Below are 12,627 nucleotides of genomic sequence, written 5' to 3' on the forward strand. Positions count from 1 at the left end.
CCCAAGCCGCGCCGCGTCATCCCAGGGCGACCCCCCGGCGAGCGTCCGGCCCGTCCCCAGGAGGGCGAGCGACGACTCCTATTGACGTCCCCCCGGCCGACGTTAGGCTGCGCCGCTTTTTGCATTGTCCCTGGAGATCCCCCTCGTGCTGGAAATACTCCTCGTCGCCGTCTCGATCGGCTTTCTGACCACGCTTGGCCTCTTGATTTTCCGCAAGGCCCCGGACGCGCCCGCCCTGCCCGCCTCCTCCTCGTCCTCCTCCCGGAGCGACGCGGCCGAGTCCGAGGCGAAGGCGCGTGCGCGACTGGAGTCGGAGGTCGAGCGCAAGAACAAGGAGCTGAGCGAGCAGCGCACTCAGTTGCAGGAGGTCAAGGAGCAGCTCAAGCAGGCCAAGCGCAAGAACTACGATCAGAAGGAGTCCGAGAAGGGCGAGCGGGAGCTGGCGCGCGCGCGCGCCGACGTGGAGCGCGGCGCGTCCCTGCAGCTCGAGGCCGTCCGGGGCGAGCTGTCCCAGGCCGAGTCGGAGCTGTCCCGCCTGCGCTCGGAGCTGGAGCTGGCCCGGGGCAACCGCCGCGCCGCCCCCGCCCCGGCCCCCGCCCCCGTGGCCCCCACCCCCGCGCCCGTGGTGCCGACCCAGCAGTTGTCCGCGCCCGCCCAGCCCGGCGAGACCGTGGTGGCCGCCGCCACGACCGTGACGCCCAACGCCTCGGCCGAGGCCCCCGCCGCCGACAAGGGCCCCCGCCGCTACCGGGAGCTCAACGACGCGGACCGCGAGAAGATGGAGCGGCTGGAGACCACGGCCAACAAGGAGCGCACCCGCGCCTCCGAGCTGGAGCGCGAGCTCAAGCGCATCAAGGGCCGCGCCGACTCGCAGCAGCGCATCTTCTCCGCCGGCTCGCGTGAGCTGGACCTGGTGAAGGACAAGTACAAGGCGCTGGAGAAGCGACTCAACCGCACCCTGCTGGAGCGCGACCTGCTGCGCCGCGCCATCAAGGACCTGGAGAAGAAGACGGGCATGCTCGCCGAGCGCACGGAGCTGACGCCGGACGAGATGGCCGCCAGCGACCGCAAGGTGGAGGAGGCCACCCAGGCCCGCGCCGCCGCCGAGGCCGCGCAGCAGCAGGCCGCCGCCGCCGCCGAGCCCCAGGCCGCCGCCACCGAGCCGGCCCCGTCCTCCGAGGCCCCCGCCGAGGAGAAGCCCGCGACGACGTAGTTCCCCGCTGGCTCGCTCCTTCCGCGGAAGGAGCGAGCCGCGCTCAGTCCAGCGGGGGAGGCGTGTAGACGAACAGGTCGCCGAGCGTCGCGCGCTCGCCCCCGTCGTCCGTCACCCCGCCCGCGACGAGCACCGCGCCGTCCCGCAGCACCGTGCACGTGTGCTGGTAGCGCGACAGCGTCAGGTTCGGCATCCCGAGCAGCCCCGAGGCCTCCCCCGCCCCGCCCGGAACCAGCAGCTCCGCGTGCGCGTCGCTCACCAGGCCCCCGGGCCCGAAGCCCCGCCCGCCCAGCACCACCACGCGCCCATCCAGCAGGGTCACCGCGCACGGCTCGCTCCGGGCGAACACCTGGGGCGTCGCGCCCGCCGTCGGCTCCTCGGAGGCGAACACGAACTCCGAGGAGGCCAGCACCGAGTCCGTCTGGGTCTCGCCGGGCGCGGAGCTGCCGCCCACGTACACGAGGCGCCCCGAGGGACCGAAGGCCGCGAGCGCCCCGTCCCGGCGGGGCTCGCGCAGCACGCCCCCGCCCGCCACCGGCGCGAAGCCGTCCTCCTGGTACGCGAGGACCAGCACTTCCGGCTGGAGCTCCAGCCCATCCGAGCCCCCCACCACCGCGATGCGCTGCCCATCGCCCAGCAGGTACGCCGCCATGCCCACGCGCGGCACCGGCGTCGCCACGGGGAACAGCCGCCCGGAGGCGCTGTCGTAGCCTTCCGCCTCGGCCACCACGGCCCCGTCCGCCCCCACGCCCCCCAGCACGAGCACCCGCCCCCCCGAGTCCACCACCGCCACGTGACGGCTGCGCTCCCGGGCCCACTCCACACGCGAGGAGGCCTGGCCCGTCTCGTCCAGCACCTCGGCCACGCGCAGCGGGAGCGGACCGTCCTCCGTCTGGGTCTCGCCCCCCACCAGCATCACCTGGCCCCCGGACAGCCGCGTCGCCGTGTGGAAGGCGCGCGCCGGGTTCAGCGCCGGCAGGGCCCTCAGGGTCCCCCCCGCGGGATCGAGGACCTGGACCACGCCCAGGGGGGTGGACCGACCGTCCTTGTCCAGCGCGAAGCCGCCGGCGAGCAGCACCCGCCCATCCTCCAGCAGGGTCGCCGTGTGGGCCGCGCGGGCGGTCCCGAGCGACAGGCACTTGCCCTGCGCGTCGACCGGCGGCGCGTACTCGCCCACCCGGCGCAGCACGATCCGCACCGCGGCCCCGTCCCCCGACGTCCGGGCGACGGTGTCCGCGCGGCCCAGGGCCACGACCCGTCCGCCCGCGCGCGGCAGCTCCGTGTACCCCCGGACTTCCAGGGTCCGACCGCCCCCCGCCAGGGAGGGCGCGCCCGCCGCCCCCTCCTCCACGGGCGTGAAGACCACCTGGGGCTCCAGATCCGGGCCCGTCACCCGCCAGCGCAGGTAGCGCACCCCCTGCAACACGGGCGTCCCGGCGCACGCCCGGGTCTCCAGGAGGACGGTGGGCCCGTCCTCGCCCGTCGACGCGCAGCCTGGCACCCAACACCCCAGCGAGAGGGCAAGCGCCTTCCAGCCCAGCCGTCGTCCTCGTCCCCGGGCCATCCCACGCCTCATGTCATTCCCTTTCGCGCCCAACCAGTCCCGGCCCGGACGAAAGAGGGCTTGCGCTCGGACCGGCGCGAGCGTAGCGATGGCTTCTGGCCCCGGTCAACGCGACCGTCCGCCCCTCGTGACGCTCCCGTGAAGCTCTCGCTCGCCACCCGCATCTTCCTGGGCTACGCGGTGGTGCTCGTCACCTTCGGTGCCGTGTCGCTCTTCAGCGTGGCGGAGCTGCACCGCAACCAGTTGGAGATCCGGCTCGTCAGCCAGGGCTACCTCCAGCTGTCCCAGGACGCCGCCGCGCTCGAGTCCTTCCACACCAACCAGGAGAAGGACACCGAGCGCATCCTCGAGGAGCCCCTCGCGGAGACCCGGCGGGGCTTCATCCGCCTGGCGCGGCTCTACGTGCCCTCGCTCATGCTGGAGCGCCTGCGCGAGGCCCAGGCCCGTGCCCAGGAGGTCCGCGCGCTCGCGCCCGCGGGTGAGGTGCGCTTCGTGGCGGATCTGGAGTCGCGCCTGCGCGAGCTCACCCAGCGCGCCCAGGGCTACGGGCGGGCCGCCGAGGCGGTCTTCACGGTGCTCGCCCGGGAGGCGCCCGCGCCAGACGAGGTGGCGCGCGTGGGCGCCGAGCTGCGCCAGCAGGAGACGGCCATCGGCCGCGACATCCGCTTCCTGCGCGCCGCGCTCAACAACCGCATCCGCGAGCGCGTGGACGGCGCCGAGGAGCGCGAGCGCAGGACGGGCCTGGCCATCATCACCCTGTCCGTGCTGGCCATCATCGTGGGGCTCATGGCCACCGCCTGGTCGGCGCGCACGCTGCGGCCGGTGCGCACCCTCATCGAGGCCGTGTCGCGCATCGGCCGGGGGGACTACAGCGCCCAGCTCGGCGTGGCGGGCCAGGACGAGGTGGCGGTGCTCGCCCGCGAGTTCGACGCCATGGCGCGCTCGCTCCAGGCGCGCGAGGCCCAGCTCAAGGCCCAGGCCGAGGCGCTCATGCGCGCCGAGCAGCTCGCCGCCGTGGGCCGCATCTCCGCCCAGGTGGCCCACGAGGTGCGCAACCCCCTGTCCTCCATCGGCCTCAACGCCGAGCTGCTCCAGGACGCCTTCGAGCACGCCACCTTCGACACGCCCGCCGAGGCGCGCGAGGCCCGGGAGATCCTCGGCGCCGTCACGCGCGAGGTGGACCGGCTCGCCGAGGTGACCGAGCAGTACCTGCGCATGGCCCGGCCGCCCCGCCCCAGCCTGGAGCCCACCGACGTCACCGAGGTGCTCGCCAGCGTGCTGGACTTCTCACGCGAGGAGCTGGAGCGCGCCGGCGTGGAGGTGGTGCGCGAGCTGTCCCCGACCAACCCCCGCGCCCTCGCCGACGAGGGCCAGCTGCGCCAGGTCTTCCTCAACCTGCTGAGAAACGCGCGCGAGGCCATGCGCGAGGGCGGCCGGCTCACCATCACCACCCTGGCCCACGCGCGCGAGGTGGAGGTGGCCCTGCGCGACACGGGCCACGGCATGAGCGAGGCCGTGCGCTCGCGGCTCTTCGAGCCCTTCTTCACCACCAAGGAGGACGGCACGGGCCTGGGCCTGGCCGTCTGTCAGCAGATCCTCAAGGCCCATGGCGGCGAGCTCTCGTGTCAGAGCGCGCCCGGCCAGGGCACCACCTTCTTCGTCAGGCTTCCCCGCGCATGAGCTTCACCTACCACCGCGACGCGCTGTCCAACGGCCTGCGGGTCGTCACCGTCGAGACCCCCCACCTGCACACCGCCCTGCTCGCCGTGTACGTGCGCGCCGGCAGCCGCCACGAGACGCCGGCCAACAACGGCGTGAGCCACTTCCTCGAGCACCTCTTCTTCCGCGGCTCGGAGGGCTGGCCGGACACCGTGCGGATGAACTCCGCGGTTGAGGAGGTGGGCGGCAACCTCAACGGCGTCACCACGCGCGACCACGGCTACTACTACACCCCCCTGCACCCGGCGCACCTGGACGTGGGCATGGCCATCCTCGGCGACATGCTCACCCGCCCCCGGCTCACCGACATGGAGGTGGAGCGCAGCATCATCCTCGAGGAGATGCTCGACGAGGTGGACGAGAAAGGCCGGGACATCGACATCGACAACCTGTCCAAGCGCGCGCTCTTCCCGGAGCACTCCCTGGCCTTCAAGATCGCCGGCACGCGCGAGTCCGTCTCCCGGCTCACCCACGCCCAGGTGCTCGAGCACTTCGCGCGCCACTACGTCACCGGCAACCTGGTGGTGACGGCCGCGGGCCGGGTGCAGCGCGAGCAGGTGCTGGAGCTCGTCCACCGGCACTTCTCCGGGCTGCCCCAGGGCCCCGCGAGCCAGGACGTCCCCCCGCCCCCGACGCCCCGGGGGCCCCGGCTGCACGTGGTCACCCACGACGAGGCCCAGACGGAGTTCCGCCTGAGCTTTCGCACCGTGCCCGAGCACCACCCGGACTGGCCCGCCCTGCAACTGCTGCGCCGCTTCCTGGACGACGGCCTGTCCTCCCGCCTGCCCTTCGAGATCGTCGAGAAGCGGGGGCTGGCCTATTCCGTCCACGCCTCGCTGGAGGCCTTCCACGACGCGGGCATCTTCGAGATCGAGGCGGCGAGCGCCCCGGAGCGCGCCTCGCTCGTGGTGGCCGAGACCTTCCGGGTCCTCGGCGAGCTGTCCACCCAGTGTGTCACCGAGGAGGAGCTCACCCGGGCCAAGCGGCGCCACCGGATGCTGCTGGAGTTCTCCCAGGACTCGCCCGGCGAGCTGTCCGGGTGGTTTGGCGGCACGGAGCTCTTCCGCGCTCCGGAATCCTTCGGCCAGCGGGCCGACTGGGTGGACGCCGCCAGCGCCGAGCAGGTGCGCGCGGTGGCCCGGCGCTACTTCGCTCGGGACAACCTGACGGTGGTGGCGGTGGGCCAGCGCAAGGGAATCAAGGCCTTGGAGAAGGTCGTGGACGCCGCCGAGGCCCTGCCATCCGCCAGATGACGATGTGGGCGTCTTTCTCTCGTGGGCGGTGGTCGGAGCCCCCCCCAGGGGGGTACCCTGCCCGCGCAGCGTAGCGCGGCGGGGGCCAGACGTTCCGGGGGCCGCCGTGCGGGGGATTCAGCGAGTCATGACCGGACCGAGAGAGCCCGTGGTCTTCAGCACGATGGTGGAAGCGCTCATCAAGCTCGTGGGCGGGCGGGAGCGCTTCGACTCCGAGAAACGCAAATGGCTCAAGGCCATCGGGATTGATCTGGATCAACCCTTGCTCGTCGCCTATTCGCTGCCCACCTGGTTCGGCTTCGTCCGGGTGTGCGCGGAGTTGCTCCATCCCGGCCTGGACCCTGCGCGGGCCCACTACCGCGTCGGCTTCGCGTTCGTGGCGGCCTATGGCCGGACCACCATGGGCCGGGCGGTCTTCATGATGATGCGCATGTTGGGCTTCGAGCACTCGCTCTCGCGCATCAACAAGGGATTGAACTCCGGCATCAACTTCCTCTCGGCCCGGACGCGCTTCCTGGAGGATGGCTCGCTCGAGATGACCTTCGAGGTGCTGCCCGAGTTCCATGCCGCGCTCGGTCCCACCTCGGGCATCGATCCCCACTTCATGAACGGCAACATGGACGCGATGATGGCCCTGGTGGACGCCCCCTTCCAGCCCGGCAAGCTCCAGCACTGGGAGCCCCACTCCCAGCGCGCCGTCTTCGTGATGGAACGCAAGGTGCCTCTTCCTCGAGCCTCGAACTCCTGAGCGCGCGGTCATGACCCCCCCGAGCGTGGACTGGCGCGCGCGTCTGGAAGCCCTGGGCATCTCGGAGGGCGCGGACGTGCCCGCGAGCCTGGGCGCCCAGCTGCTGCGCTCGTGGGGCGAGCCCCTGGCCGCCGAGGCCGCGCTGCGCGAGCACCTGGAGCTTCAACCCGAGGACAAGGACGCCCTCAAGACGCTCGTGGCCGTGCTGCGCGAGTTGGGCCGCGCCGACGAGGAGTCCGCCGTGCGCCGCCACCTCCTCGAGCGGCGCTGCGAGCAACTGGGCGTACCCGAGCAAGAGCGGGACGCGGTGGCCGCCTACCTGGAGGCGGCCGAGACGGGCCTGGGCGCCCCGGCGCGCTCGGTCGCGGCCTACGTGACCGCCCTGTTCAACGTCTACGCGCCCTCCTTCGACGACAGCCTCCGCGGCCTGCTGGCGTACCGCGCCCCGGAGTGCCTGATGGAAGCCGTCCAGGAGGTGCTGGGCCCCCGCCGCCACCTCGACGTGCTGGACCTGGGCTGTGGCACCGGATTGGCGGGCCCCCTGCTGAGGCCCCTCGCCCGCCTCCTGGAGGGGCTCGACCTGTCCCCGCTGATGATCGACAAGGCCCGCGAGCGGCGGGTGTACGACACGCTGCGGGTGGCGGAGATCTCCGCGGACCTGGAGGCCGGCACCTCCCGGTACGATCTGATCACCGCCGTGGACGTGCTCGTCTACTTCGGCGCACTGGAAGCGGTGATGGCCGGGGTGGCCCGGCGACTCGCACCCGGAGGCGTGTTCGCCTTCACCGTGGAGAAGGGTGAAGCGCCCGGCTACCGGCTCCAGCCGAGCGCGCGGTATGCGCACCACCTGGACTACGTGCGGCGGTGCGCCCATGACGCGGGCCTGCGTCCCGTGGTGGAGTGGGAGCGCGGTCTGCGGCGGCAGGCGGGGCAGCCCGTCCAAGGCCATGTGGTGGTGCTCGCCGGCCGTTGACGTGCCCGACAAGGAAGAACCGCATGCGCCTGCGCGACGAGATTCCCCCCGACACCGCCGCCGTCCGCCACGTCCACACCCAGGCCTTCGGCCGCGCGGACGAGGCCCGGCTGGTGGACACCCTGCGCGAGCGGGGCGAGGCGGTGGTGTCGCTCGTGGCGCAGGAGGGCGGCGCCGTCATCGGTCACGTGCTCCTGTCGCCCCTGGACGCGCCCTTCCGGGCCCTGGGCCTGGCGCCCGTGGCGGTGCTGCCCGAGGCCCAGCGCCGGGGCGTGGGCGCGGCGTTGATCCGCGAGGGGCTCGCCCGGGCGCGGCAGGCGGGCTGGGAGGCGGTGTTCGTCCTCGGCGAGCCGCGCTACTACGAGCGCTTCGGCTTCAGCGCGGCGACGGCCTCGGGCTTCAGCTCCCCCTACGCGGGCCCCCACTTCCTGGCGCTGTCCCTGCGGGGCGCCCGGCTGATTCCCGGCGAGGGCAGCGTGGCCTACGCGCCGCCCTTCCAGGAACTCGGCTGAGCGGCGCGCTCAGCGCCGGCCGCCGCGGATGATGAGCGGCCCCGAGGACTTCTTGGCGGGCTGGGACTTCTTCAGCTCCCGCTCGATGGCCTGGTAGCGCGTGTTCTTCGGCTCCTGCTTGAGCGCCTCGGCGATGAGCTTGAGGCCCAGGTCCGTGCGCGTGCGCGCCTGGGCGTACATCTCCGCGAGCGTCACCTTGTCCTCCAGCGAGCCCGCGCCCAGGTTCACCAGCCGCTCCAGGGACTCGCGCGCCAGGATGACGTCCCCCGCCTGCCGGTGGATGCGCCAGAGCTTGTTGAGCGCGGGGATGAAGCGGCCGTTCTCGTCGAGCGCCATGCCGAAGTCGCGCTTGGCGCGTGGCAGATCCCCCGCCGTCTCCGCGATGAGGCCCCGGACGTAGAGGGCACGCGCGCTGCCGGGCTGGGCCCGGAGCGCCTGCTCCACCCGGGCCAGGGCCTCGGGCGGGTTGCCCAGCTCGAGTTGAATCTGGCCGAGCCGCGCCAGCAGGTCCGCGTTCTGCGGGTACTGGGCCACCGCCTGACCCAGCAGCGTTTCCGCCTCCGGCCGACGGTCCAGCGCCGAGAGCACCTCCACGCGCAGGGTGACGATCTCCGGCCGCAGGGAGACCTCGGGCGCGAGCTGCTCCAGGTCCTGCTGGGCGTACTCGGCGTAGCCGCTGCGCAGGAAGTAGCGGGCCCGCAGCACGCGCGCCGCCGTCAGACCGGGTTGCTCCTGCAGCAGCCGGTCCATCAGCTTGGCGGCCAGCACCTCCTCGCCCTTGGCCAGGAGGATCTCCGCCTCCACCACCTTGGCGTCCAGGTCGTCCGGACGGTTCTTCTGGATGCGCTCGAGCGTCTTGAAGGCGGCGTCGTGCTGGCCATCCTGGGTCTGCAGGTGCGCGAGCCGCAGGAGATCCAGGTCCCCGAGTTGCTCCGCCTCGCGCATCTCCATCAGCACGGCGATGGCCTGGCGGGGCAGGCCGTCGCGCTCGTAGCGCTCGGCGAGCTTGCGCTTGATGTCGGGCGCCTCGGCGGGGTTGACGGACATGGCCTGCTTGAGCGCGAGGATGGCCGCGCCCGAGTTGCCCGCGCGGTGGTGCGCCTCGGACATGCGCAACAGGGGCTCGGTGCGGTCCGGCGCCATGCCCGAGGCCTGCATGAAGGACTTGGCGGCCAGGGCGGGCTGCTCACTGGCCATGAGCGCGCGGCCCTCGTCCATCTTCGCCTGGTACTTCTTCTCCTGGGAGTCGGAGGAACGGGTGTCGGCGTCCTTACAGGCAAGCGACAGCAACAAGGGTAGGGCCCAGAGCGGGCGAAGGAGTCTCAAATGCATCGCTGAGATGCAGGGTAGCGGATGTTATCCTGCCGCGTCGATGGACCCATTCGTGCGGCGCCTCGTGGAGAGGCTCCATGACCCAGCGCGTCCCCTGTCGCGCAACCGCCACTTCCACACGTTCGACACGCCCGAGGGCCGCCTGGCCCTCAAGGTGTCGAAGCGGCTCAAGAGCCTGCATCAGGACATCCTCGCGTGTGTGCGCGAGGGGCGCCGGGCGCGGCTCTTCCGTCACCTCGAGCCCGGAGGCGAGCACCGGCTCGAGCTGCACTTCGAGCGCATCGCCGGCCGCCGCGTGTCCCACCTCAAGAAGGCCGAGCTGGAGCTGCTCGCCCAGCTGCCAGGCGTGAGCGAGGCCCTCGCGGGCGACCTCTGAAACCCGGCCGAGGCCCGGGCGCCGCGGCTACGGCGCCGAGGGCGTGGCGATGCGCGCGGGCTGGGGAATGCCGGGCATCAAGGGCGTGGGGTTGAGCGCGAGCACGAGCAGGCTGCGCAGCGCGTCCTTCAAGTCCTCGCCCACGCTGACCGAGCCCGCGGGCGCGTCCTGGAGCTCGGGCGGCACCTCGTGGCCCAGCACCACCACCGGCAGGCGGATGTCCCAAGCGAGGAAGTGCGCGAGCTTCACCGCCGCCTCGGTGGTGTCGAACAGGAGCGCCCCCACGGCCCCGGAGCTGAAGGGCCGCCACAGGGGCCATAGCCGAAGAGTCTAGCGTCGGGGAAACAACGCCCTCTGACGCATGCCTCCAAATTCCAGCACTAAACTACACCCCAAACAAGCCCACATCCACTACTCACCCAAGCAGTAATCACCGCGCACGAGAAAGCACGCGAGCATCAACTGAGTAGAACTCCCATCCCTCGGCTGGACTTGGCCGTAATTTGGAGGGAAGCACATGCTCCGCCCTCGACAAATGAGAAGGCCCGTCCAGCAACATTAGAACAGGCCCTGGGCCAGCAGGGTTCAACTCCTGCGAAAGCAGCGCATTAACCAAAACAACCAACTCCTCAGAGAAACCATCAAAGTCGCGGCCCGCGTCTCTACTCAAGCGACCCGCGATATCTCGATACTGCACACCAAGCTGAACGAACAAGTCGAAGAACCACCTTCGATTTGTTCCCCCCAAATCCAACAGAGGGAGAGTTCGAAGGTCCATTACCCAGCGGGGCCGCAAATCACGCAACAGAGAAACAAATGGCGCAGCTGGCATCGCAGCCATATCAATAAAACACAACAACTTAGGACTGGACATCAAAAACAACGGCAACTGCAACGGCTCTCGAAAAGAACGAGGCGAACTCGCCGATACGTCCAATCTCTCAGGAGAAACAATCAGCTTGAGGTGCGAAACGGCATTGCCCCTAGACATTCGAAGGCCCCGGTTCAAGCAGTTTTGCTTCCATTTCGGCGTGACTCAGTTTGCTAATATCCCAGGCGGATCCCCAATCAGGTTCTCCAATGCTCATCGCGCCATCGTCCTTGCTCTTAAATTCCCGGTCTTTAAGGAAGGCACGCCAATAGAGCCGCGGCGCAACACCAGTGAAAGGAAGGAATGGGATTTTCTTCCCTTTTTCATGAGCCCGGTGACTAATCGAATCACCATGAAGCTTTAGAGCGCGGCTTTTGGGGTAAGGCTCAATGTATTGAACCTCATCTACTCCAGCACTAACAATATGTCGGGCGCAGTAGTGACAAGGATAAGTGGTTACAAACAGTCGACATCCCTGAGGAGAAGCACCCTGGCGCGCGGCACTCAGTAGGGCATCCATCTCGGCATGAACTGCACGACTAAACTCGATCAATTCTCCGACTGGGGAATTATCTCTAAGTTTGGCTTTAAGCGCGTCACGCTCTGCTGCGCTTAGCGGTTTTTCCTCGTGAATAACTTCGAGGACTTTCTCAATAATGTCGGCTTGCTCGCGAGTATTACTGCAGTACTTCTCGGGACGAAATGCGCAGCGATTATCGTTCGACGGTGCAATTTCGTCGGAATCCTGAGCATACACGCCTCCCCCCGCCCTAGGGACTTCATTTGCTCCTGTCGAAACGATATTACCTGTCGCATCAATCAGGGCGGCCCCAACTTGACGAGACAAGCACGCGCTACGCATTTGGGCTCCATATGCCGCATGCATAGCCGTCTCGCTTGAAGTTGGTCGCTCAATACTCGATTGCGTAATTATACGCACCAATCGAACCAGATGTTCATCTACTCGCCAGTTCGGATTATCTTTAAGCTGCCCCCCATCCTCTAGTTGACGCTCCTCACTATTATCAACAAAGAAGTCCGCTAGATGGAAGGCGTCCGAGACGCGCTGGCCGTGCTTCTTCTTTTTTGGGTCCTTCTCTTTAGCATCACGTTCCATGAACTTTTTGATGTGGACTTGACCCGCATCAGTAAATTTCGTCTTTTGCAAACGTTCCAGACGAATGTCTTCTTGACACACAACCCCAACAAGCGCGAATGCGTTCCGATACAAGCTTCGCAGCAGATGTGCTTCCGCCGGATGCCGTATAGCGTCGATGATGTAAGCGCGAGGTTTTCCATCTGGAAGAACAGCTCCAACGCCAGGGTTTTCTATACGTTGCATTCGGGCCCTAGCCAGTCGGATTCTTTCGACCATCGAACGAGCGACAGCAGTAGCATCACTGCTGCGCATCTCATCTCCCCAATCCTGCAGATTGATAGCGTGCTTTAAATCTGTCTTTTTGGGCTCTTCTGTTAGTTTGCCGCTCCGGCGTGCCCAATCAACAATTACTTCTCGTGCCTTTAGCATCTCAACTTCGTAACCCTTTCGGCTCGATAGTAGGTTTTGGAGTGCCTCGGCGATAAACGAGGTTCCTGAGCCGACATGGCCGACGACAGCGAAGACAAGTTCGTTGGACGCGTGCTCTTTGAACAGCTCTTGAGCGCCGGTACCCGGGCGCCTTCTACTTTGGAGGGACACAACGGTTTCGGCAGCGGACATGACGAAATCGTACCAGATTAAGATGCTGGTTTCGGGCACATCGGGGAAGTGCGCATTGAAGCAACGAACTCAACGCTGTCCCGTTCCGAACTCTCCATCAACCAGCGCGATGTAGGAAAAGGGGATTTGCGAACACACATAAGGCCACAGAACGAGCGAACGAAGTCCCCGAGCGAGACCTAATACTCGAAGAGGTTTCGGGGCTGCATTCTTGATGCCATGACCACTCACGCTCTGATTTACGTAAGTCCCCGTAACTACTGTGGATGGAACGTACGCATTGAGCAATTTAGCGTTTTAAGGGGTTAAGCTTCGGGCGGCAGGCGGACGGATCAGGACAAAGAGC

At 68.6% G+C, this 12,627-nt stretch carries 11 protein-coding genes; 7 read left to right on the plus strand and 4 right to left on the minus strand.

The genetic code is table 11. The features are described from left to right. The first annotated feature begins 145 nt into the window (after nt 1-145). Nucleotides 146-1,213 (plus strand): coiled-coil domain-containing protein, encoded by a 1,068-nt coding sequence (locus I3V78_RS30140; RefSeq protein ID WP_420840438.1) that lies wholly within the window; start codon nt 146-148, stop codon nt 1,211-1,213. Nucleotides 1,214-1,256: 43 nt separating this feature from the next. Here I3V78_RS30140 and I3V78_RS30145 read toward each other — a convergent pair whose 3' ends face one another. Continuing rightward, nucleotides 1,257-2,777 (minus strand): Kelch repeat-containing protein, encoded by a 1,521-nt coding sequence (locus tag I3V78_RS30145; RefSeq protein WP_204492752.1) that lies wholly within the window; start codon nt 2,775-2,777, stop codon nt 1,257-1,259. 138 nt (nt 2,778-2,915) lie between these two features. On the opposite strand from I3V78_RS30145, the gene I3V78_RS30150 reads away from it, so the two are divergent. The 5 genes from I3V78_RS30150 (at nt 2,916) to I3V78_RS30170 (ending at nt 7,982) form a co-directional block, all read left to right on the plus strand. Beyond that, nucleotides 2,916-4,457, plus strand: a complete 1,542-nt coding sequence (locus tag I3V78_RS30150) for an ATP-binding protein (RefSeq protein ID WP_204492754.1) — start codon at nt 2,916-2,918, stop codon at nt 4,455-4,457. Beyond that, nucleotides 4,454-5,749 carry a M16 family metallopeptidase gene (locus tag I3V78_RS30155; protein WP_204492756.1) on the plus strand — a complete coding sequence of 432 codons (1,296 nt, stop codon included), beginning with the start codon at nt 4,454-4,456 and terminating at the stop codon, nt 5,747-5,749. The genes I3V78_RS30150 and I3V78_RS30155 overlap by 4 nt, the downstream gene beginning before the upstream one ends. A gap of 127 nt (nt 5,750-5,876) precedes the next feature. Then, nucleotides 5,877-6,497, plus strand: coding sequence for a DUF2378 family protein (locus I3V78_RS30160; RefSeq protein WP_204492758.1), 621 nt, complete (start codon nt 5,877-5,879; stop codon nt 6,495-6,497). Nucleotides 6,498-6,507: 10 nt separating this feature from the next. Further along, complete coding sequence (locus I3V78_RS30165; protein ID WP_204492761.1) at nt 6,508-7,470, plus strand: class I SAM-dependent DNA methyltransferase; 963 nt, start codon at nt 6,508-6,510, stop codon at nt 7,468-7,470. Nucleotides 7,471-7,493: 23 nt separating this feature from the next. Next, on the plus strand, nt 7,494-7,982 hold the full coding sequence (locus I3V78_RS30170) for a GNAT family N-acetyltransferase (protein ID WP_204492763.1): 489 nt from the start codon (nt 7,494-7,496) through the stop codon (nt 7,980-7,982). A 9-nt stretch (nt 7,983-7,991) separates the two neighbouring features. Here the strand turns inward: I3V78_RS30170 and I3V78_RS30175 are convergent, their stop codons facing one another. Next, the gene (locus I3V78_RS30175; protein ID WP_239576757.1) at nt 7,992-9,275 is read right to left on the minus strand and encodes a tetratricopeptide repeat protein; all 1,284 of its coding nucleotides are present in this window, start codon (nt 9,273-9,275) and stop codon (nt 7,992-7,994) included. 79 nt (nt 9,276-9,354) lie between these two features. On the opposite strand from I3V78_RS30175, the gene I3V78_RS30180 reads away from it, so the two are divergent. Next, nucleotides 9,355-9,690, plus strand: coding sequence for a hypothetical protein (locus I3V78_RS30180; protein ID WP_204492766.1), 336 nt, complete (start codon nt 9,355-9,357; stop codon nt 9,688-9,690). A gap of 27 nt (nt 9,691-9,717) precedes the next feature. Here the strand turns inward: I3V78_RS30180 and I3V78_RS30185 are convergent, their stop codons facing one another. Together I3V78_RS30185 and I3V78_RS30190 are read right to left on the minus strand one after the other, a co-directional pair. Next, a complete protein-coding gene (locus I3V78_RS30185; RefSeq protein ID WP_204492768.1) occupies nt 9,718-9,975 on the minus strand; it encodes a hypothetical protein in 258 nt (85 codons plus the stop codon). 698 nt (nt 9,976-10,673) lie between these two features. Next, nucleotides 10,674-12,281, minus strand: a complete 1,608-nt coding sequence (locus I3V78_RS30190; RefSeq protein ID WP_204492770.1) for an anti-phage dCTP deaminase — start codon at nt 12,279-12,281, stop codon at nt 10,674-10,676. Between the last annotated feature and the right edge of the window lie 346 nt (nt 12,282-12,627).

This window comes from Archangium primigenium (assembly GCF_016904885.1).
In the GTDB taxonomy this organism is placed as follows: Bacteria; Myxococcota; Myxococcia; order Myxococcales; family Myxococcaceae; genus Cystobacter; species Cystobacter primigenius.

Excerpts from the sequence above, each read along its gene's own strand:
- I3V78_RS30170 (WP_204492763.1), top strand. The coding sequence starts at position 7,494 with ATGCGCCTGCGCGACGAGATTCCCCCCGACACCGCCGCCGTCCGCCAC.
- I3V78_RS30165 (WP_204492761.1), top strand. The coding sequence starts at position 6,508 with ATGACCCCCCCGAGCGTGGACTGGCGCGCGCGTCTGGAAGCCCTGGGC.
- I3V78_RS30180 (WP_204492766.1), top strand. The coding sequence starts at position 9,355 with ATGGACCCATTCGTGCGGCGCCTCGTGGAGAGGCTCCATGACCCAGCG.
- I3V78_RS30145 (WP_204492752.1), bottom strand. The coding sequence starts at position 2,777 with ATGGCCCGGGGACGAGGACGACGGCTGGGCTGGAAGGCGCTTGCCCTC.
- I3V78_RS30160 (WP_204492758.1), top strand. The coding sequence starts at position 5,877 with ATGACCGGACCGAGAGAGCCCGTGGTCTTCAGCACGATGGTGGAAGCG.
- I3V78_RS30190 (WP_204492770.1), bottom strand. The coding sequence starts at position 12,281 with ATGTCCGCTGCCGAAACCGTTGTGTCCCTCCAAAGTAGAAGGCGCCCG.
- I3V78_RS30155 (WP_204492756.1), top strand. The coding sequence starts at position 4,454 with ATGAGCTTCACCTACCACCGCGACGCGCTGTCCAACGGCCTGCGGGTC.